Here is a 21,966-nt window from a genome sequence, read left to right as displayed (position 1 = left end):
TGGGAGATGGGAAAAAATCTTCCTTTTTCCCTCTTTCCTCTTCCCTCTTCCTTCTTCCCTCTTCCTTCGTTAAAACTCAAAAACAGGCCAGTCCGGTTGCCGGACGTAGGTGGCCATGTCCTCAAACTTCCGCAGTTCCACTCGGTGTACGGACTGTTCTTGCGGCGTGTCCAGCCATTGCTCGTTTAACTCAGACAGCAAAGTGCACAAGCGAGCGCGGTCTAGGTTCGGCCCGGTGTCCCCAAAATAAGCCAGAGTAATGTGTGCCGTAAAATGATATTGCTGTTCGATTCCTAAAGCAATTAAATCGGGATTTTGATAGATCGATCGGCGCAACTCAAGAATTTGCTTGTAAGAGTTTTCGTCCGTCGGTGCCAAACAAACACCCACAGCTCTAGTCATCACCATCAACCCCAGCACTATCCAGCGAATGGGAGGGCCGCCCGCCAAGGGTTTGCAGGCGGCAAAACGATCGGCCATGCGCGAGCGCAGTTGCTCCTCAAATTCTGGATTTTGATCGGAGGCATCTCGAAAAGCGCTGCTCCAAATCAAATCGGCTACGGTTAAATGGAAGCTATCAGGAGGCAGTGCCACGAGCGCACCCTCCGCTATTTCCTGCAATAGCCGTTGTTGGATCGAGTGCAAATTACTATAAAGTGCAGCATTTTCTGCATCTTCCCCAGCAGGTGGCGTAATCACCGAATAACCCGGAAAAGGTACAGGATATCTGTGACCGGCTTCGTCGGGCTGAAATTTTGGAGATTCCTGAATGTGTTCCACCTGGGACTTGTAGGAGTCCAGCAGCGTCATTCGCGCCACCCGATTTACGTAAGCTTGATAAGTATCATCCAATCTTGATTTCCTCGCGGTGACAAACTCCCACACCAAATTTTATATTATGGTGCGGGCATCCAACAGTCCAATTCAGGATATGTTGGACTTGCGGAACGTGAAACTCTGATTTTTTGGGCTACTGAGCGTTTTTCATGCAAATTTACCTGTTTTGGGGGGAAGACGACTTTGCGATCGCGCAAGCTGTGACAAGTTTGCGCCAAACTGTCCTCGACCCCAACTGGGCTAGTTTTAACTATGACAAAATTATTGCCGATCGAGCCGACGCTGTGGTCGAAGGGCTCGATCGAGCCTTAACGCCCCCCTTCGGTACCGGCAGCCGTTTTGTCTGGCTGGCAAATACGACTGTAACTCAGCAGTGCTCTCCAGAACTGTTAGCGCAATTTGAACGGACGCTGCCGGTGATTCCCCCTACCACCGTGTTGCTGCTGACATCCGTCAAAAAACCCGACAGCCGGCTCAAATCTACCAAGTTACTTGTCCAGTCCGCCCAAGTGCGGGAATTTTCGCCGATTCCGCCTTGGAATGACAAAGAATTAGCCCAGCGGGTGCGCCAAGTCGCCGGCGAAATGAACGTCAAATTGACCGCCACGGCGATCGAACTTTTGGCGCAATCCATTGGCAGCGATACCCGCCAGCTATACAGCGAACTGGAAAAATTGCTGCTGTTTGCGGGCAACCGCAGCCAACCTCTGAACCCGGAGGAAGTTGCCGCACTGGTGCACTGTCACGCCCAGAATACCTTCCAGCTAGCCGATGCGATTCGCGAGGGCAATACCTCCGCCGCTTTGGATTTATTGGCAGGCTTAACTGGCCGCAGCGAGCCTGGTTTGAGGATTGTGGCTGGCTTGACTGGTAAGTTTCGGATTTGGCTGTGGGTAAAGGCGATGATCCAAGCTGGCGATCGCGATGATAAAATTGCTCAAGCTCTAGACCTAGGCAATCCGAAACGAGTATACTATTTTCGCCAAGAAGTCAAGAACGCCAGCTTAGAAAAACTGCAAAAAAGTTTGCCCTTGCTGCTAGACTTAGAAGCTTCTTTAAAACGGGGCCGGGAAGAAATCTCAACCCTGCAAACCAAAGTTATAGAACTTTCTAGCTTGTTTCGCTGATGTCCGACAGGGCACAGGATCGGCCCCTTACTGTAAATTTTTACAAAAATTTCGATAGCGGCTATGTGCTTGATACCGGCTCGCGGGCCCAAAGGTCAATAGATACTAGAAATACTCTCAGAATGCCAAAGTAGAAGTTAATGTGGTAAATAAATATTGTCCGCCGAATGCCGATCGGTTAATATTATTTGCCGGCTCTCCACCCCCCCCCAAAAAAGAGCGCTACCCATGACACAACAGAACCCGCGGGAACTGCTCAAGCAAGGCGATCCAAAAGCGATCGCATCTAGCATCAACCGTACACTCAAACCCAAAGGCATCAACGCCGATGTGACGCGGGACAACGGCTGCCTCCACATAATTCTGGAGGCAGACAAAGTACCGGATCAAATGGTATTGGTCGATTTCATCCGCACCGGCATGACGAAGCTGGGACTCGAATCAATTCACACTGTCAAGGTTTACGGGCGTCGAACAGGTGACGGATCGCCTGCGTGGGAAGATGAAATCGATCTGATGCCTGCGGAGCCAATGCCTTACGCCTTGGATAGTAGAATGCCTGACGACTCTGTAGGTTTAGATGATGTCGAGCCCGAAGGCGAAGACTATTATCAAGAAGGAGAATTCGATCGAGATGACGATGAGGAAGACGAAGACGTAGACGAAGATCAAGCCCCGCCTCCGAAAAAACAATTCCCCAAATGGGTAATACCTGTGGGTATCTTAGTACCTCTGGCGGTGATCGCAGGGCTTTTCTTTACTAAAACTTTCCCCTTCGGCGACTCGAACCCAGAACCGAACCCCCCCGAAGCTGCTTCCCCTTCCCCGAAACCCGCATCTCCCGCTTCTAAAGCCACCGCACCCTCTCCAGCCGCATCTGGGCGCGCCCCACAGGCAGCCACTCAGACCCCCGCAACCGCTCCCAATGCTGCTGCGCCCGCAAGCCCAGCTCCGACATCTCCACCACCCAAAGCTGCACCAGCATCTCCGGCACCCAAGGCAGCCTCTCCGGCGCCACAAGCCGCCGCGCCTACGCCTGACTCTTGGAGGCAAGCCGTTAACACAGCTCAGAAGGCAGCAATTTCGGCCCAGACGGCTCAGTCTCAAAATGAGTGGATCGCAGTAGCAAGCGAGTGGCAACAAGCGGTTAAGCTCATGAGAGCCGTGCCCTCAAACAGCCCGAACTATCAAAAGGCTCAGCAAAAAGCGGCAGAGTATCAGGCTAATCTGATTGTTGCCAACCGCAGGGCGGCAGCAGCGCCTTAAGAGTTTTGAGTTTTGAGTTTTGAGTTGAATACTGGATGTGCTAAAAGTCAAAAGTCAAAAGCCAAAAGTAAAAAATCTTGTTTTTACTGAAAGCTTTCTTACCTTTTGACTTTTTTCAATTTTAGTGACATATTCCTACACCAACACAAGCTGTCACCATTGGTTTAGGGTTCTAAGGAAGTGCTCAAGAGTGCATAGGACATTAGCTGTTACATCAATTCTTTCTTGGTAGTTTACTTTGATACAATCATCCTTAAACTCTAAGATCGTTGCAGCATATTTTGGGGGAACTGGTATAACTCAAAAAACACAGCAACAACCCGGTTTATCAAAGCAACCGGGTTACTAAACACAGAGCTTGGGTTAAATCTGTTCTTCCCCTTGATTAAAATGCTGAATTCCTTGATTTTCTTCGACGCGATCAAGAGCATCTTTGGGAATGTTGAGGATGCCTGTGAATGGATCTTGACTTGATTTCAAAGCTTGTTCCTTGTTTTTGCGATCGGCAATTTCGCGCTGCAACTTGTCAATTGTCCGTTGAAAACGAGCGGCTTGTCTGAGCATTTCTTGTTCCGAAAAATCCAGCAATTGAATCAAATTAGCAACTTGATATTCCAGTAATTGGTTTTCGGTAACATTGTTAATTGTAACAATGTTATTAGCATTATTTGAAGATTCAAAAATATTTTTTTCGTCAAAAACAGACAATGCTGTTTTGACACTAAGTGCCAAATTTTTAAACATTTCAGCCGTGCTTTGGGGAATTTTAACTTTCAGGAACATCACTACCGCAAACAAACTTCCTGACGGCAGAAGTCCCCCAAATCCTAAGACAGACTTGACTTGGTAGGGGATAATTAAAGAATTTTGCTCAGGAATAAAGGGGCTGTCTTTTGCCTCTGATACGTGAAAAATATTTAATACTGCGGGCTCTAATTGCAGCAACCTTTCTCGCTCAATTCCGACGAATGTAGGAATGTCTAAACCAAACTGCCGGATTATTTCCGAAATCGCCGGCATTTGAGCCACTAATTTTGTGCTAACTAACGGAATAGCTGTATTTTCTGCTGCTGTGTGCCGAGAATTCCACTGCGGTTCTGTCCCTGCTGCTGCTAGCAGAGTCCAACATTTCATGTCAGCAACTGGGGAATTGCCGTTCATTAAGCGGCGCGCGGATTGTTGCAATGAGTCTTCTAATTCCCCGTAGGGATGAGTTTTGAACAAACGCACTAAGGCACAGGTATTTTCTCCAGTTTGCGAATCGCAAAAATGTTGGTAAATATAGTTAACAATCTTCTGGCTGCTGGCTTCCATACTAGCAGTATTTCTACCTAACTGGCGCAGGACTAAGCTGCATTTCGCCATGTCTTGGGCGGTAAATAGGGTAATATCGTACATTAAAAAACGCTCTCCCAGACCTCAAACACTCTTTTTCATTTATCGTTAAGTCCGCTACTGCATCCGGAATCCTACTGAGAGTTTTGAGCAAAGTGTTAGTGAACATATGGAGAAAATTTGTCCGCAAAATGCAGCGGTTTTGTGGAAAGATACAGAAATTAAGATTAAGGCAAAAAAAATCTCTTCCTTAGGGTGGGCCACAAGGACAGAAAAGCCGAGGTATAGTTTTTGAAAGGATTTTTTACCATAACTCGCCCATAGGAATTAAAGAAACGGGGTTTTTCACCGGATATGCCTCGGGTTTTACTGGGCATTTTCGTAGATAAAAGTCGGTTTCTGGGTAAGGCATATTCACAGAAATCCTAGAAACTCAAGCTGCAATTTTTGTGGCGGGCGATCGCACGCCGATCGATCAAAAATTGGTACAATTTCCTCAGTCTTGGACGCAGAAACCGGGTTTGGTTAGAGAGAAAAAACCCGGTTTCTTGGGTATTGGTAAGTAGATGCTTTGTTCAAAACTTTTAACCATTCCAAACAACTCTATTGAGCTGGTTGAGTTTTTGCTTCCAAAGTATCTTTAGCAGACAATCCCTGATCTTGAACCCCAAAATACCACAAACTAGCAGCAGCTTCGGCGCGAGTCACGGATTTCTTCGGCTGAAACAGAGTAGTAAAACCAAAAACGCGGCGAATATTCGCTAAGTCTCCATTGTTAAAATCAGCTAAAACTGCCCGCGACGCTTGGGAATCAATCTTAGAAGCATCTTGAAAACCCCACTTTTCTTTCACTCCCTCAATGTTAGCTGTCGGCAAAACTTGACGAGTATCTAAAGGAACTTTCCAGAGAATCATTGTTTCCCGAGTTAAAGGTGCATCCGGGCGAAATTTCACATCTTTAGTTTCTCCGGAAAGCGAACTCGGAATTACACCGGCTTCTGCTAAACCTTGGATTGCTGAAAAATCGGGGTCAGTTTTGGGTACGTCAGAAAATGCTGGTTCGCTAGAGTCTACTGCTAATCTAATTTGTTTGGCTTGACGGGTAGCATAAATCTGATTGTTAGCTGCTACTAACCAGCGGGCGTAGTCACGGCGAGTGACAATTTTGTTGGGTTTGGGCAAAGTGCTGGCAGTTTCTAAATTAGCACTTTCTGTTGAGCGCACTTTCAGCACTTCTAACTGAGTTAAATCTGCCACATACTGCCGCAACTGTTGAGGAATTTGGTCGTCTTGTTGGCTAACTTTTGCTGCTTTTGGCGAAGGGGATGGCGTTGGAGTAGTTCCCTCTGAATTAGATGGAGTTGGTGAAGGTGTTGGAGATGCACTAGACTCGGAATTATTAGGTTGAGGACTGGCAGCAATTTCTGAAGCCTCTTTGCTGTAGTCGATCGCAAATTCTGTAGAACCCCCTACTTTCTCAGTAGGAGAAAGCGACACTGTTACCCGTAAATTATCTCGGGTTGCTACCAAAGAACCTTGTCCCTCGGCGGTGGGGCGGCTGACTATTTCCCAGTTGCGGCGCTCAAACTCAGTAGAGTAAAAGTTCTGAACGGAATTAACCGGATCTGTACTTTCCCAGCGCAGCCGGACATTTTTTTGCGACGGATCGGTTTGCCCACCAACTTCGATTAACTCAGCATTAGGATAGAGTGGAATCTCTGTAGGGAAATCGGGAGGAAGTTTGGCGGTAGAGTTTGTCTCAACTGCTGTCGCTGGTGGCGGGGAAGAGAAAACCACTGGATTTTGTTGTAATTTGGGATCGGCGGCTAGAGATTCTTCGAGTGCCTTGCTGTTGGGGCTGTTTGCACAAGCTGTGACAGCAGCCAGCAGACACACGGCCAGCCAAGTATTTACAGCAGCGAGTATATTGGTTTTATTGGTTTTACTGGTTTTAGCTGGCGATCGCCCTTGAGAGTTGCCTCGCCGTTGAGTAAATATAATATTCAGCATAAATCCCCCCTTTGCGGATATATTTCTAGGCTAGCGCAGATCTGGCAAATATAATTTTTCCCCAAATGAAATTGGTATATTTACTTCTAGTTACTGCTACATTATTTTTCTCCCCTGTCAAGTTTGCCCGTCCCGCAAAAGCTCAACCAGCCCCGCTGCAAGCAGAAATTCAGACGCCAGAGTGGCAGCCATTTTGCTCGGCGATGGGTCAGTTTGCGATCGATATGCCGGGAACTCCCAAAATTAATTCCGAAACTTTTTCAACTCAAGTTACGGCTCATACATACCGATCGATCTTAAAAAACAAAGAAACTTATTTACTTCAATACTTTGACCTAGATTTCCGGCAAAGCAACAATAATATTAAAATTACTTTAAATAATGCCGTTGATTTCTTTGTCGTGGGGGCGAATGCTAAATTGTTGCAAGTGCGAGATATTTCTCTAGGAGGCTATCCGGGAAAAGAGTTTGAGTTTCAGCCGCTTTCCCCCACTGAACCTGTAGGTGTAGGTCAAGTTTTTTTGGTGGAAACGCGCGTTTACGGGCTGGTAGCCACTACCTCAGAACCAGAAAATGCTCAAAAATTTCTCGACTCTTTTCGTTTGTTTTGAAGCAGGAAGTTCGGCAACGAGCAGTGTACGGGATTTAACGGATTCAACGGATGGATATTGAAGGATGAAGTCAGAGGTTCGAGGTTCTAGGGAAAAATTAGTTGGCAGTGGCGATCGAATTTATTAATAAAGCTTACCCTTTTAAACTGGGTGTATAGGAAAATATTGGCTTTGGCAACGAAAAATGGAGCCATCTACCGGGTTTCTGAGGAATAATGCGGTCAAAAGTAATTAAGTTAAATTTGACATAATACCTTATTTTGTTTTTTGTACTCTATCTAACGACATAGATAAATTTTACACCCGTGGAGCGATGTACATACTTCCTCAAGTTTATATATTTAATATAATGATTTTCAAATCGCAGCAAGCACAAACAAAGATGCTGTCTTGCTCGATCTGGCTCCCATCAGGCTCAACGAAGTCAGGGAAGTCAGGCTCATCGAAAGCTTACCCGGAGGGTATTAACATATTATGAACAAACTAACACCAATTCTCCTCAGCGGCATCCTATTATTTGGAGCTGCTGCTTGCAGCGAGGGGGCTAAAACTAGCGCTGATGCTCCTAATTCTCCCACAGAAAATACCACCAGCCCGCCCCCAGCCGAGACAGTTCAAAAAACTCAGTCCGACGCCACTAGCGATATTCGCAAAAACCAAGCAAATTCTGATATCAGGGCCAGAGAACAGCGCAACAACGTGACTGGCGGCGATGCAACAAGAGCCGATGGCGACCTCCAAAGTGAAGTTCGCTCAAAGTTAGAAGTAAACATCACGAAAGGTACACTAACTGTTGATGCAAAAGACGGGGTTGTCACTGTAGGTGGCACAGTTCCCAATCAAACTGATTTAGCTAAAATTGAGCCGCTAGCTAAAGAGATTAAGGGTGTCAAAACGGTGAATGTTACGGCTGTTGTCGCCCCCGCTGCATCCGCATCGCCTAGCAGCAGCCAATAAGTTAGAAGGAAAAAAAAACAGGGAAAGAAGGCAGAAAGAGGATGAAGAGGGAACAGGGAATAGAGAACAGGGAAAGTTGGTGCATTTTAAGATTGCTTCCGCAGCGGAGCGCAGCGCTTACGTGATTCTCTAGGGGTAGCGGGCTTTTAATTTAAAAAGTTGAAATTTAAAAAGTTACGCACTCAAAGCTCGCGCACTGCCTGCAATTTTCTATTCCCAATTTCAGCTTTCCAATTCCTGAGAATTAGTTAGAAACCAGCCAGAAGATAGAGAGCAAGGTTATTCCCAGCGACCGATGAAAAATGTTGGGAAAGCAGGACTAAATGTGATTGATGACAGCAAGCAGAGCATAAATTCTGTAGTTGTGAAAAAGTAGTATATTTTGCAGGAGAAAGAAAATGGCTTTAGGTCAACATAAGCGAGCTGTAGGCTCATTTTCTAATTACCGAGATACGGAACTAGCCCTGACGGAACTGCAAAGTAGCGGGTTTCCGATGAATAAAGTTTCGGTAGTTGGAAACAATCTTGATGGTAACGAAATTGCGGGCGCTAGCGCTGGTAAGGGTACTGACGACAAAGTGGGCGGCGGCGCAAAAGCAGGCGCGACAGCGGGAGTCGTGACGGGCGGTTTGATTGGGTTACTCGGAAGCATTGGAGCGCTAGCGATTCCGGGAGTTGGCCCGGTGATGGCTGGGGGCGCGCTCGCAACTCTGCTGGCTGATACTGTAGTCGGAGGCGCTATTGGGGCTGCTGCGGGCGGTTTGGTCGGCGGTTTGGTCGGTTTGGGAGTTCCCGAATCAAAAGCTAAAGCTTATAACGATCGCGTCTCGCGCGGAGAATATTTGGTATTCGTAGAAGGCACAGATTCGGATATTGCCACAGCCGAAGGAATTCTGAGCGTGCGGGGCATTCAGGATTGGGGCATTTACGATGTGCCGGCAGACACCGGTCACAGAGCTTCGGCCCGCCACAGGCGCGCGGTGGGCGTATTTTCAACCCGTCGCGAGACAGAACAAGCGCTGGGAGAACTTAGAGCTGCGGGTTTTGACATGGACCGGGTTTCGGTCATCGCTAAGGATTCTGACTCTAAAGGGGACATCGCAGGCATTGACGTGCAGGAAAGCGCGGACAACAAGGCGGATGAAGGGGCGACTAAGGGCGCACTCACAGGCGGCACTTTGGGCGGTTTGACAGGCTTGTTGGTAGGTCTGGGCCTAGTGGCAATTCCGGGAATCGGGCCGATTATGCTCGCAGGAGCCTCAGCTACGGCGATCGCCACTACACTCGCCGGTACGGCTTTGGGTGCGGCGGCAGGCAGCTTGATCGGAGCTTTAGTCGGTTTGGGAATTCCCGAAGAAGAAGCTAAAGTATACAACGATCGGGTAGCCAGGGGAGATTACTTGGTACTGCTTGACGGCAGCGAAGCAGAAGTCGCTAAAGCTGAAACCATTCTGAGCCGCGGAGGCATTCAGCAGTGGAACACCTACGACTATCCCAGCGTCGATAGTGCTCGGGCTGATTACGGCGCTGTTGGTACTCCGGGCGTTGATACTACGCCTAATATTTACGATCCCAATCAGGGCGTTAACCGCCACCCTCTGATTTAATACTTCAGACTTTGTTTGGGTATTGTTTCTACGAACTGCACGTTAGTCGCACTCGCCCACTCGGATTGTCGAAAGTGATGCAACCAACACGGGCGAGCTAGGGGTTTTGCACTTCGTCAGTAAAATTCTCTCAAAAGTCGGCTTTTTCTCTGAAAGTCGGCTTTTGTTTTGGGAAAAAAAAAGCGACCTGTCACAATTTGAATTTTGATTAATGAGCCAGGCCGCAAGCTGGGCTTTGTGCGGGCCGAGCGATCGGCTTCCTTAACTTTTACACCTTAAATTCGGAGTGTTTTTTTAGTCTGTAACACTCACTACTGCTCGATTGCAAACCCCGCAGTATTATCAAATTTGATGACATAAATTACAGCAGATATTGCCCGGTTAGTCCAAGAGCGACTATCTTTAATTATGGGGCGGCTAATTTCCGCAACTTATACAGGTCAAGTAGCCAGTCCCGCGCGCCCAGAAAAGCCTGCGGTGGTCGGCAACTATTAGAATAATAATATTGTCGTCGCCTTCCCGCGAGACTTAGGCTGGTCATTGGTTGGCTGTAGCAGCCCAATTGCCGTTGGCAAGACCTGCTACAGGGATACAGTTTTTCTGGGAATCCCTCAGCGAAGCATTTGAGAAGCCCAGGAACAGCTTCTATGTCCGGGAGCGCGTCTGGTGTCGGGTGTTCTGTTAATTAGAACCGCAAGCGCTCATGGATCGAGTAAACATTAACAGCAAGCACAGCAGCACGGGATCGCAATGGCTCGCGGCGCATTTTTTCTCGAAATCTCAGGCTCAGCGCAGCGTGTTGCTTCCTTCGCCCATGAGCCGCTCAGAACTCAGAGGGAAACAGCCTTCCTGTTGGTTTTCACTGGCATCGAGCACAGTGGGGGGAGGTGAAACTAGCTGAGCTGACCGGGCTCTGCTTTCATAGGCGATCGAAGATAGAAGGCACTTATTTAGAAGGCTTTCGGGGTTGAAGCTCCGATATCTGGTTTCTTGATTGCACTAATAAATTCGATCGCCTCTAGCAGCAATTTTTCGGGTCAGAATGCCGCGCGGATGCCGCCAGCAATACCCCAAATATTCGATCGACTTTGACAAGCTCGATCGACAAATTATCGGTATTTTGGTAAATGGTTAGCAGTTAATAGTTAGTGATTAGCAGTTAGTATAAATACAACTAACAATTAACAACTAACACCAACCGCCAACTAATTACTAGCGAAATAAAACTTACAGGACTTACACGCGGCGATCGACTCGGTTTCTTCATCGCTTCTGCGCTGGCAAACCTCAGATTTTACCAGAACCCGGTTTCTTTTCGTAAGTTATAACTAGGTTAGCAAGGTGATGCTAGGAATCAAGCAGTTGTGACAATTGTTACGCTCGGCAGTATTGGTTTAAAAAACTGACTGGCAAAGACGATAGTACAAATTTTCAGACAACATAGAACATCGAGAAATTAAGGAAACTCACTCAATTTTTTTATGAATTTCACTGAGATTTTAAGTGCCGATGAACTTTTAACTAGACATAGAAACGGGGAACGAGATTTTCGAGGGGCTAACCTCATTCAAGCTCATTTGAGTGAAGCTAATCTCAGTCGAACAAATTTAAGCAGCGTTAATTTGAAAGGTGCCAACTTAATTAGAAGCAAACTGATTGGAGCTAATTTAAACGGCGCCGACTTGAGCGGGGCTAATTTGTCTAAGGCGAAATTAATAGAAGCTAACCTCGGGAGTTCTAGTTTAACTGGAACTGTGGCGATCGGAGCCGATTTTAGCGGAGCAAATCTCAGCGGAGCAATATTGTCTCAGGCTGACTTGAGCAAAGCTGTGATGACGGGAGCGAGTTTAGTAGGAGCTTGTTTGCTAAGCGGCTCGAAACTAACTGAGGCTAATTTGAGCGGGGCGACGCTGAGCCGAGCAATTATGAGCGGGGTTGATTTAAGCAGAGCAAATCTGACTAGAGCGATTCTCAGCGAGGTAGATTTGAACGGGGCGAACATGAGCGGAGCAACTCTAATTCGGGCTTATCTCAATCGCGGAAATCTCAGCGGTGTCAATTTGGTTGGAGCTTCTTTGAGCGAAGCAAGTCTGCGGGAGGCTTCTATTTGCGCTGCTAATTTGAGCGGTGCTGACTTGAGCGGTGCTGACTTGCAATCCGCTAATTTAAATGGCTCAAATTTGAGCGGTGCCCACTTGCAGGGAGCTAATTTGAGTAAAGCTAATTTAAATGGTTTGATTCTGCACAATGCTGATTTGAGAGCTGCGAATTTGAACAAAGCTTCTTTGCGGGGAGCTAATTTGAGCGGTGCGAATTTGTCAGGTGCTAGCTTGCTGGAAGCGGATTTGCGGGGGGCGAATTTGAGTCACGCCAATTTGTCGGGAGCCGGTTTGCTGCTGAGTTCTCTGACAGGGGCGAATTTGACAGGAACTAATTTGTCGGAGGCTAATTTGATTGGGGCGAGCTTGAATGTTGATAATTTGAATGAAGCAGCTTTGGGCGGGGCGATTTTGCCGAATGGAGCTACTCACAGCCGGGATTGATGAGTTGATTAAGAGAAAATAGTTTTGAGTTTTAAGTTAAAGAATCTTTAATTCAAAACTCAAAACTTTTAACAATAAAGAATTCAAGATTCAAGAGTCATAATTGAATTGTGGGGGACGGGTTTTAATAGATTGTAGGCGATCGACAATCTATTACAATTCGCAGTCAGCGATTCAGTTTCCTTAGCAATGTCACGATTGCTTCGACTAACTCATTGGGTTCGACAGGTTTTGCAACATGACGTTGAAACCCAGCAGCAAGAGCTTGTTCCTGATTAAAGTCTCCAGCATAGGCAGTCAGGGCGATCGCCGGAATTTGCCCGCCCTGCTCTGGTGGTAGAGCTCTCACTTGGCGCACTAGCATATAGCCATCCATATCTGGCATTCCGATGTCGCACAGGAGGATATCGAAGGGTATGGTTGAGAGCAGTTGCAACGCCTCGCTCGCAGACCCAAGGGCAGTCACTTTGGCTCCCGCTTGTTCCGCTACAAACGCCACAAACTCCCGTGAATCGCGTTCATCATCCACAACCAACACTCGCAGATTTGCCAGGTCAAGATCGTCCGATCGAGCTTCAGCCCGGCCGGCAACTTCTTCAACCAGATTCGCGGTATGCAAGAGGGGAAGTTCAACGGTGAAGGTGGCTCCCTGTCCTTCACCCCTACTCTCAACCCAAATTTTGCCGCCGTGCAGTTCCACAATTTGACGCGCGATCGCCAGCCCCAATCCCAAACCCCCAAATTTACGAGTTATGGCTCCATCCTCTTGCCGAAAATGCTCAAACACATAAGGCAGAAACTCAGGATTGATGCCTTTTCCAGTATCGGTAACAAGAATCTGGGCATAACTTCCAGTTTGGGTTAACCTAACGCTAATTTGCCCGCCTTGAGGGGTGAATTTCACGGCATTGGATAAAAGATTCCAGACTACTTGCTGCAAACGCCCGGAATCGCCCATTACCATTCCGATGCCGGGTGAAAAGGTTGTTTGAATTTGCAGTGACTTGGCTTCGGCTGCTAGTCGAACGGTTTCCAAGGCGGCCGAGATCACCATATTCAAATCAACGGACATCGCGTTCAACCTCAGTTTGCCGCTCAGAATGCGGGAGATGTCGAGCAGGTCATCAATAAGTTGTGACTGGAGTAAGGCGTTGCGTTCGATCGAGGCAAGGGCGCTAGCCGTTTTTGCAGCGCCCAGTTTCCCCTGCTGTAACAGCTTCGACCAGCCGAGAATCGGATTGAGCGGCGATCGCAACTCGTGAGACAGCACCGCCAAAAACTCGTCTTTGATGCGGTTGGCAGTTTCGGCGGCTTCCCGTGCGGTTTGTTCTCGTTGTAGGATTTGTTCTCGTTCGGCTTCGATGCGCTGGCGATCGGTTACGTTTCTGAAGTAGACAGTGATTCCGTCTACGGCAGGATAGGCTTGGGCTTCGTACCAGCGGTTGTGGTCAGGATAGAACGAGATAAACGAAGAAGCAACCCGCTCGCTGGCGGTTTGGCGATAGGCTCGCTCGAATTCCATGCCGACGGTGCCTGGATATTCTTCCCAGATCACCTTTCCGAGCAGATCGCCTGGAGTGCGATCGAGTATGAGTTCTGCCTGCGGATTCACGTAGGTAAACCGCCAATCTCGGTCGAGCGCGAAGAATCCGTCGGTAATACTCTCCAAGATATTCCGGCTCTGCTCCTCGCTTGCCTGCAAAGCTTTCTCGGCTTGTTTGCGCTCGGCTTCGATACGCTTGCGATCGCTGATATCTTTAAACACGAGCGCAACTTTTCGCGCTTCTGGCGGCCCGGTGCGGCAAGCATAAACATCAAACCAACGGTTCATCGCTTCAGAGCCATTCTCAAAACGAACGGATTCACCTGTCACGGCGACTTGACCGTAAATCTTAATCCAGTGGTCTTCAAGATTTGGCACTAACTGACGCACCGTTTTACCAACTGCTTGTCGAAGTCCTGTTTGTTGCTCGAAGACCGGATTGATTTCTAAGAAGCGGTAGTCGATCGGCGTGTCATTGGCATCAAACAGCACTTCAATGATGCAAAAGCCTTCATCGATCGACTCAAACAGCGTTCGATAGCGTTCCTCCGATTGGCGCAGGGCTGCTTCCGCTTGAATTTGATTGGTGACATTCCTGAAATAAACGGTGATTCCCTGTGTGGCAGGGTAGGTGCGGACTTCGTACCAACGATCGTGGTCGGGATAAAACGCCGTCAGTGACCCAGCCACGCGATCGCGCATTGCGGTCCTATAGATCGGCTCCAACTCGTTGCCAATCAGTCCTGGGTATTCTTCCCATAAATTCTTGCCAATCAAATCACCCGGAATGCGATCGAGCAATGTTTCGGCAAATTGATTGAGGTAGGTGAACCGCCAGTTCTCATCCAGGGCAAAAAATGCTTCAGCAATACTCTCTAGAATATTCAGGCTCTGCTCCTCGGTTTCACGCAAGGCTGCTTCCGCCCGTTGGCGCTCGTTTTCGACGCGCACGCGATCGGTGATGTCAACGGCAGCGCCGTAAATCACTTGTTCTTCTGGGTAAGGCTGGGCATTCCAGATAAACCAGCGGTAGGAGCCGTCTTTGTGCCGGTAACGGTTTTCAAACGTAAAGGTTTCGTTACCCGAGAACAGACTGTCGGTTTCTGCCATGGAGGTGCCGAGGTCGTCCGGGTGGACAAACTCAGTCCAGGGGCGGGATGTCATTTTGTCCGATGTCCAGCCGAGGATTCGTTCAAAGGTCGGGCTGACCCACTGGAAATAGCCGTTTATGCCCGCAATCACTTGCAAATCCGAACCCACGGCAAGAAACCGTTCCCGTTCCTGCTCAATTTTTTTGCGCTCGTTGATATCCCGAAAGAAAAGAGACAGCCCCGTCGGTGAAGGATAAACGCGAACATCAACCCACAAATCAAACGGAGCATAATATTCCTCAAAGTCCACCGCGATTTGCTGGCTGAGCGATCGGCGATACTGGAATTCAAACTGATTGCCGATCGTGCCTGGGAATGCTTCCCACATCGTTTTGCCCAGCATTGCTTCTAAGGGAGTTCGCGACACTCGTTGTGCGGCTTCGTTGGCATAGGTAATGCGAAAGTCGAGATCCATTGCCATAAACGCATCGGTTACGCGCCCCAGAATGGTTCGCTCTCGCACAGTGGCTTCCTGTCGCAGCCGTGCCAGCTTCAAACTTGCTTCTACCCTTGCCAGCAGTTCACGCGCCGAGAACGGTTTAATCAGATAGTCGTCGGCTCCGGCTGCGAGTCCTTCAATACGCGCTTCTTCGCCGGCGCGGGCTGATAAGAGAATGATGGGAATGTCTTGGGTTGCGGGATTAGAACGCAGCGATCGCAACAACTCAAACCCATCCATCCCCGGCATCATCACATCTGTCAATACCAAATCGGGTGGATTCTTCTCAATGGCAGTCAATGCGGCAACGCCATCGGCGACGGTTTGAACAATATAAGAACCGCTCAGGAGTCGCCGAATATAATCGCGCATATCAGCGTTATCATCTGCCAGCAGAATTTTAGATTTTAGATTTTGGATTTTAGATTGAGCGGGTTGATTGACGAGTTCATAAGTGGATGGAGCCATGCTCCATTCTTCTAATCTCAAATCGCCTTCTGGCAACCAGCGTTGAGCTTCTTCGATATATGGCATCGCGCCTAACGCCGTTGATGCTAACGTGCAACTGACACCAATTTGCTCCGGCGGCAGATGAGCTGTTCCGGCGGGAATCGTCACCGTAAAGCAACTTCCCTGCCCAAAAGTGCTGCTGACATCGATCGCTCCCCCATGTAGTTTGACGAGTTCTTGTACTAGCGACAGCCCAATGCCGGAGCCTTCAAAACTCCGGCATTGCGAGTTTTTGATTCGATTAAATCGCTCAAATAAATGCGGTAGTTCTTGGGAGGGAATACCGATTCCTGTATCTGCAACTGATAATTCAACGCGAGAGTCTATCCACCGCAATCGAACAGTGATTGTTCCCGCTAACGTAAACTTAAAGGCATTTGATAATAAATTGAGAACGATTTTTTCCCACATTTCGCGATCGACATAAATCGCTTCGGGCAAGGTTGGACAGTCAACAATCAGCGACATTCGGGCCCGTTCAATCAGCGATCGAAAGGTACTGGCAAGTTCCGCCGTATAGGTTGCCAAATTTACAGGTTCATAAGATGCTTGGACTCGACCTGCTTCGATGCGTGAGAAATCGAGCAAGCTATTAACGAGTTTGAGCAGCCGCATTCCGTTACGCTGCACCAACTGTAATTGTTCGCGTTCTTGAGGTGGAATTGTTCCATCCAGGTTTGCGATCGTGTCTTCTAAGGGAGCCAGCATTAAGGTGAGCGGCGTGCGGAATTCGTGAGACACATTGCTAAAAAACGCGGTTTTAGCACGGTCTAACTCAGCTAATGCTTCGGCACGTTTACGCTCTTGTTCGTAAGCTTGGGCGTTGGCGATCGCTGTTGTCACCTGCCCTGCCATCAAGTCAAAAAAACCTTTGTAATCATCATCAAACGTTCTAAGCGGACTCACTCCAGCAATCAGGAACCCGAAGGTTTCTCCCGATCGAGCTAGTGGTAGAACTACCGCTTGATGAGGAGATTGGGACCACGCGCCGCCCGGTAAAAGTCCAAATTGCGCCTCCAAATTTTCAATGATTCTGCTTTCGCCCGTCTCGATGACTTGCTTCAATTGCCACTGGCACTTTTGGGCGGATGTAAGCTCGATCGCCTCACCAGAAGCAAGGGTTCCGGCTGCTAACCTTGTTGTACCCGCGAGTCGTGCGATCTCGCTTTCGCCATCGAGTAGATAAAACAGTGCAAACGGGATGTCATAGGCGTTATTGGTCAATACGGTGGCGGAAATCTCGCAAGCTGCTTCTTGCGTCTTGGCAGTGACTGTTTCTGCTGCTAATTCGCGCAGCGTTGCCAAGCGGCGATCGCTCAAAACGCGCTGAGTGTCCTCGCTACAGGCGCAGAAAACGCCCCCCACTGGGCCGTCATCATTCGCCACCGGACTGTAGGAAAAGGTAAAGTAGGTTTCCTCTGTATACCCGTTCCGCTCCATGACCAGAAGCAATTCTTGATTCCACGTAGATTGTCCCTGGTTCAAAACCGCTTCTGCTTGCGGCCCTAGCGTGTCCCAGATTTCAGCCCATACCAGTGAGGCAGGCTGACCTAGTGCTTGCGGGTGTCGCTTGCCGAGGATAGGAATGTAAGCATCGTTATAAAACTTGGTCATCTGCTGTCCCCACCAGACGAACATGGGGTAGCGAGAGCCTAAGATGATCCGAATCGCGGTTTTCAAGCTTTGCGACCAGGTTTCAACGGCACCAAGTGCGGAAAGCGACCAATCGTGCGATCGCATCAGCATCGCCATCTCGCTATTTCCTGCAAAAATCTGTTCAACGAGTTGAGACTGCTGGATCATGCGCTTGTCTTTCCATTGGGCCCACACAAACGGGCAACGATACTATCTCGGCTGACCGGGCGGGTTTAGCTAGATGACGCCAGAAACCCAGCGGGGATGGCCTGTTGCTGGTCAACTTTTACAGCATAGGCTGCCAGAGCGAGCGCTGGAATCTGCCCGCCGGGCGATCGTCTACGAGCTGGCGAATTTTACGCATGAGAGCATAGCCGTCCATCTTTGGCCTTTCGATATCATATCAATTCGGCCACAGCCAGAACGATCGAGCTTTGGTTTTTTCGCCGCCAACGAAAACAAGAGATCGCTATTAATCAAAGAAGCTTGTTTGAGAAGGACAATGCAGCGCTAAAATAACATTTCTTCCATTAGTGACCTCTGCCTGTGAGACAGCTCTGCCCCACCATACCGCCAGCGGTTGATGATGGGTACTTCTACTAATCTTCATCTTTCTTTGTGAAACATACTTGCAAAATTTTGGACATGGTGCTAATGTAAAAAGGTTTGAGACATTATGAGTTAGAGGTAAAACCCCGCAGAATGAAACAATTGGGAACCCATCTGGTCGCTGATGCTTGGCAGTCTCCTGGAGACCTGCTCAACGATCCTGAACGTATCCGCCGCGCCATACTCGATGCGATCGAAGCCGGAGGAGCTACTCTCATCGATTTGTGCGTACACCAGTTTAGTCCTCACGGAGTGACAGCTACTGCTACTTTGGCAGAGTCTCATATAGCAATCCATACTTGGCCTGAACACGGTTATTTTGCTGCAGACTTATTTTTCTGCGGGGCCGGCGACCCTCACCGAGCCATGAAGGTGCTACAGACAGCTTTGGAAGCTAAACAGGTAAAACTCACTGAGTTCACGCGCGGTTTCGAGCCAGGAGTGGGCATCGTAGGTTCTGCTTGTGAAGAGCAGTATGCGCCTCGTTCAGTAGAAACGAGTGCCGCCAGAGGATGATGGCCAATTAGCGTAACTTTGAACATTTTATGCTAGGTTTTGTTTAAAATCCCACGGATCGAACCGTGGGATTCTTGTTGGAATTTACTTTTTCATTAATAAAGGGCGGACAACTAAATAACCTGCGCCGAAAGCTGCAATGACAATCAGAAAAATTGCGATGGCCAACCACAATCCGCTTAAGTCTGAGGCTTTTTTGGATTGAGAGCGCACGCGGTAAGGAGTTTCCGGCACTTCTGCAAATAATTTTTCTGGAAGTGGCTGCGGCATTGAGGCGGCTGTTGGCTGCGCTTCCGGTAGGGGAAAAGGGAAGGCTACTGTCTGAGGTGGTTGAGGTATGGCAGAGTTAGTCTGCGAGGTGGCAGGTGCTAGGGGTGCAGGTTCAACGCTGAAATTGAATTTGACAGGGGGCATTTGAGGCATCCCTGTCTGCGTGAGGCTCTGAGCCGAGTTGACTACTTGCTGTAGCTGTTGGGATACTTGAACTACTGTTTCTACTTCTCGCCGCAGTTGTTGATTTTGTTGGACTAATTGCTGGTTGTGGGTTTTGAGGGAGTCGAGCATCGCTTGGGCGGCTTGCAGCTCTGCCGTGACTTCTCGATAAAGGGAAATTGGTACGGATGGAGAGTAACTATTTGAGTTTTCAGGGGAAGTATTGTCAGATAAGGTAGTATTTTGCATAATTGTAGATGGCGAGGGTGAACTTGTTTTAGTTTAGCCTGAGAGTATTTATAATTAGATCGATCGCAACACAATTCGTCAAGATATTTGTTACAGATATCGATCGTAAATTTAATTAAATGTTACAAGTTATTAGTCAATCGCTATGAACAACTACGCAGCCGAACAAAGTATGTCCCAAAAGTCAAGCACCGAGGAAATTAAATACGGCGAACGCCAGATTTTGGAAGGGGAGTTAATTACTTTCCCAAATCCGCGAGTCGGGCGGCGCTACTCGATCAACATTACTTTGCCGGAGTTTACTTGCAAATGTCCGTTTTCTGGGTATCCAGATTTTGCGACAATTCACGTTACTTACGTGCCCGACGAGCGGGTGGTAGAGTTAAAGGCGCTGAAACTCTACGTTAACAGTTATCGCGATCGCTACATTTCTCACGAAGAATCGATCAATCAAATTTTAGACGATTTTGTGGCCGCTTGCGCGCCGCTGGAAGCGACGATTAAGGGAGATTTTTCGCCGCGCGGGAACGTGCACACCGTGATTGAGGTGTCGCATCACAAGTAGGTGCAGTCCCTGTGAGTGTCCGCCCGCTTGAACTGCTTTAGCGGGTAGGGATCTCATCGGAGAAAGATTCTAATGACATAAATTGTTTGACATTTAATATTTCAATCAACACCAGTTCTCCGCTGCTAGAATAGTGCAGAATCATGTTCCCTTCATCTTCGGCATAAGCGATCGGGCAATCGGAAATTTCGATCAGCATCGCATCTACATCAGGGCTATATCTAATCTTTTTCATATCTTGACCTCTTACCAGGATAAGCAGTAATTACTAAAATTTTATCATCATATTCTTGGTAAACTACTCTTAGGACAAGTCCATTCAATCTCTGTTGACAAATAAACTTTCCTTCACCACTTGCTTCTAACTTACTAGGGGTTCTGATAGTTTCAGAAATCAAATCTGTTGATATTGTAACCCCGCGACTTTCTAGAATCTCTATTTTTAGTAAGGCGTGTTGACTGAACTCAATCCTTTTTATCACATTTATTTCTTGTTTAATTATCCGTTTTTCACCTGGTGTAAGGTGCGCCTAGCGCACCCTACGGTTAGTTTTGATTCGCTAGAGAAGTCCGCGCTATTTCGCTCTTTTCTTCCTCTTGTTTCGATTCGGCCAACTTGTCCAAAATCTCCACAACTTCTCTTTCAAAAGTCACCTGAGCGCGATTAGTGCGCCCGCCGACGTATAGTTTGCCGTTTTTTTCCAAAGCCCAAATCTGCGAGTGAGACATATAGCTCATTAGCACGCTGAGCATCAGCAACCCGAAGCCGGTATAAACGATCGGAATGCCCGGATCGGCTTTAATTTGCAATCCCGTACTGCCTACAACTTCGTCAATTGTCAGCATGACTCCGTTAACTTCTACCGCTGTGCCGGCGCGAACTGTAGTTAACAATTTGCCATCCGTACCGTACACTAACATTGTGCCTTGCAAGTCTTTTGCTAGCAGAGAAACTCCTGCGCTCAAATCGGGTTTTGTCGGAATCCAAGCTCCCCAGATGCGGCCTTTACCTTGAGTATCTAACTGAGCCATTGGTAATTGTAAAACCGGGCTTTTGTTGAGGCGAACTCGCACGGCGGCTATTGCCCAATCTGCTTGATAAAATGTTACTCCCCGGTATCTGAGCGGCTCGTTAACGTGAATGGTTTTGCGATCGACCTCTTGGCCTGTTTTGTCCAAAACTGACAGGTCAGAGTAAAATTGGTCGATCGCACCGCTGGGACTGTAATCTATCCAGAACCGATTAACTCGCATCGACCAATCCTTCGGTATTTGCGGCCCCGCCCAAGGCCCCGCATCCAGGATATTCTGCACCTGAAATGTTTCGCCGCTGGGAACCATTTCTTGACCGAGAAATCCCGTCATTGCGCCCCACATCGACCCAGCTAAAATAATTAGCATACTGGCGTGAACAATAATCGGGCCGACTTTGCCAATTATTCCCTTGCGAGCATAAACTTTTTCGCCTTCTCGAAATATGCGGTAGTTTTTTTGCTGCAAAAGTGGTTCTAACGAACTTAAAGCAACTGTTTCTAATTCCGCACTGAGAGCTAATTTTTCAAACTGCTTTGGTTCTTCATAAAATTTCCAGCGGCGGGCGGCTTTTAATGCGGGAAATTGTCGGGTAAATGTACAAGCTGTTAAGCTGCTGCCGAACAAAATTAGGATTGACAAAAACCACCAAGTGCGGTATACGTGGTCTAGTCCTGCAATTAGCACAACTTTCCAAGTTAGGAAGCCGAACAAAGCGGGATGTTCTGGATAGTTAGATTGGTAAAACGGTACTGATTGGCCTTGTTCGATGACAGTGCCGGAAATGCTGAAAAATGCGATCGTCAGCAGCAAGATAATTGCCAACCGCAAATCTGCTAGCACCGGCAAGATTTCTCGCTTGAAAAACCTTTGAGGGGCAGTCGCCCAGTTTGAGAGTTTTGATAGAAATACTTCTTTTGATGTCATTGGTAATTATGGAGGAAGAAGGAAGAAGGAAGAGGGAAGAGGGAAGAAGGAAGAGGGAAGAAGGA

At 48.1% G+C, this 21,966-nt stretch carries 17 protein-coding genes; 9 read left to right on the top strand and 8 right to left on the bottom strand.

Annotated features, from left to right (window positions below; genetic code table 11):
• Positions 1-69: 69 nt before the first annotated feature.
• The gene (locus QUA54_RS08105; protein WP_333190730.1) at positions 70-810 is read right to left on the bottom strand and encodes a DUF1868 domain-containing protein; all 741 of its coding nucleotides are present in this window, start codon (positions 808-810) and stop codon (positions 70-72) included.
• Positions 811-986: 176 nt separating this feature from the next.
• Between QUA54_RS08105 and holA the strand changes: the two genes are divergently transcribed.
• Positions 987-1,964, top strand: coding sequence for a DNA polymerase III subunit delta (holA, locus tag QUA54_RS08100; RefSeq protein ID WP_333414100.1), 978 nt, complete (start codon positions 987-989; stop codon positions 1,962-1,964).
• A 228-nt stretch (positions 1,965-2,192) separates the two neighbouring features.
• On the top strand, positions 2,193-3,230 hold the full coding sequence (locus tag QUA54_RS08095) for a hypothetical protein (protein WP_333414099.1): 1,038 nt from the start codon (positions 2,193-2,195) through the stop codon (positions 3,228-3,230).
• Positions 3,231-3,593: 363 nt separating this feature from the next.
• Here QUA54_RS08095 and QUA54_RS08090 read toward each other — a convergent pair whose 3' ends face one another.
• Complete coding sequence (locus tag QUA54_RS08090) at positions 3,594-4,628, bottom strand: histidine kinase (protein WP_333414098.1); 1,035 nt, start codon at positions 4,626-4,628, stop codon at positions 3,594-3,596.
• A gap of 540 nt (positions 4,629-5,168) precedes the next feature.
• Positions 5,169-6,575, bottom strand: coding sequence for an S-layer homology domain-containing protein (locus QUA54_RS08085; protein ID WP_333414097.1), 1,407 nt, complete (start codon positions 6,573-6,575; stop codon positions 5,169-5,171).
• A gap of 65 nt (positions 6,576-6,640) precedes the next feature.
• On the opposite strand from QUA54_RS08085, the gene QUA54_RS08080 reads away from it, so the two are divergent.
• The 4 genes from QUA54_RS08080 to QUA54_RS08065 all read left to right on the top strand — a co-directional run bounded on the left by QUA54_RS08080 (position 6,641) and on the right by QUA54_RS08065 (position 12,293).
• Positions 6,641-7,186, top strand: a complete 546-nt coding sequence (locus tag QUA54_RS08080; RefSeq protein WP_333414096.1) for a hypothetical protein — start codon at positions 6,641-6,643, stop codon at positions 7,184-7,186.
• A 474-nt stretch (positions 7,187-7,660) separates the two neighbouring features.
• The gene (locus QUA54_RS08075; protein WP_333414095.1) at positions 7,661-8,143 is read left to right on the top strand and encodes a BON domain-containing protein; all 483 of its coding nucleotides are present in this window, start codon (positions 7,661-7,663) and stop codon (positions 8,141-8,143) included.
• 398 nt (positions 8,144-8,541) lie between these two features.
• Positions 8,542-9,750 (top strand): general stress protein, encoded by a 1,209-nt coding sequence (locus QUA54_RS08070; RefSeq protein WP_333198891.1) that lies wholly within the window; start codon positions 8,542-8,544, stop codon positions 9,748-9,750.
• 1,481 nt (positions 9,751-11,231) lie between these two features.
• Positions 11,232-12,293 (top strand): pentapeptide repeat-containing protein, encoded by a 1,062-nt coding sequence (locus QUA54_RS08065; RefSeq protein ID WP_172185631.1) that lies wholly within the window; start codon positions 11,232-11,234, stop codon positions 12,291-12,293.
• Positions 12,294-12,459: 166 nt separating this feature from the next.
• Here the strand turns inward: QUA54_RS08065 and QUA54_RS08060 are convergent, their stop codons facing one another.
• Positions 12,460-17,739 (bottom strand): ATP-binding protein, encoded by a 5,280-nt coding sequence (locus QUA54_RS08060; RefSeq protein ID WP_333414094.1) that lies wholly within the window; start codon positions 17,737-17,739, stop codon positions 12,460-12,462.
• Between the two features lie 73 nt (positions 17,740-17,812).
• Between QUA54_RS08060 and QUA54_RS08055 the strand changes: the two genes are divergently transcribed.
• Together QUA54_RS08055 and speD are read left to right on the top strand one after the other, a co-directional pair.
• Complete coding sequence (locus QUA54_RS08055; protein WP_333414093.1) at positions 17,813-18,085, top strand: hypothetical protein; 273 nt, start codon at positions 17,813-17,815, stop codon at positions 18,083-18,085.
• A 188-nt stretch (positions 18,086-18,273) separates the two neighbouring features.
• A complete protein-coding gene (speD, locus tag QUA54_RS08050; protein WP_006633984.1) occupies positions 18,274-18,696 on the top strand; it encodes an adenosylmethionine decarboxylase in 423 nt (140 codons plus the stop codon).
• An 84-nt stretch (positions 18,697-18,780) separates the two neighbouring features.
• On the opposite strand, the gene QUA54_RS08045 is transcribed toward speD, so the two are convergent.
• The gene (locus QUA54_RS08045; protein WP_172185637.1) at positions 18,781-19,377 is read right to left on the bottom strand and encodes a hypothetical protein; all 597 of its coding nucleotides are present in this window, start codon (positions 19,375-19,377) and stop codon (positions 18,781-18,783) included.
• 145 nt (positions 19,378-19,522) lie between these two features.
• Between QUA54_RS08045 and queF the strand changes: the two genes are divergently transcribed.
• Positions 19,523-19,942, top strand: coding sequence for a preQ(1) synthase (gene queF / locus QUA54_RS08040; protein WP_333414092.1), 420 nt, complete (start codon positions 19,523-19,525; stop codon positions 19,940-19,942).
• 37 nt (positions 19,943-19,979) lie between these two features.
• Here the strand turns inward: queF and QUA54_RS08035 are convergent, their stop codons facing one another.
• From QUA54_RS08035 to QUA54_RS08025, 3 genes are all read right to left on the bottom strand, one after another.
• Positions 19,980-20,177, bottom strand: a complete 198-nt coding sequence (locus QUA54_RS08035; RefSeq protein WP_333414091.1) for a DUF2283 domain-containing protein — start codon at positions 20,175-20,177, stop codon at positions 19,980-19,982.
• The gene (locus QUA54_RS08030; protein ID WP_333198903.1) at positions 20,164-20,424 is read right to left on the bottom strand and encodes a DUF4258 domain-containing protein; all 261 of its coding nucleotides are present in this window, start codon (positions 20,422-20,424) and stop codon (positions 20,164-20,166) included. Before QUA54_RS08030 ends, QUA54_RS08035 begins: the two co-directional genes overlap by 14 nt.
• 64 nt (positions 20,425-20,488) lie before the next feature.
• Positions 20,489-21,901 carry a cytochrome c biogenesis protein gene (locus QUA54_RS08025; protein ID WP_333198906.1) on the bottom strand — a complete coding sequence of 471 codons (1,413 nt, stop codon included), beginning with the start codon at positions 21,899-21,901 and terminating at the stop codon, positions 20,489-20,491.
• Positions 21,902-21,966 lie beyond the last annotated feature (65 nt).

The sequence above is a fragment of the Microcoleus sp. MOSTC5 genome, from assembly GCF_036701825.1.
GTDB lineage: Bacteria > Cyanobacteriota > Cyanobacteriia > Cyanobacteriales > Microcoleaceae > Microcoleus > Microcoleus asticus.
Note: the sequence above shows the minus strand (reverse complement) of the source record. Positions and strands in the feature narration are given on the sequence as shown.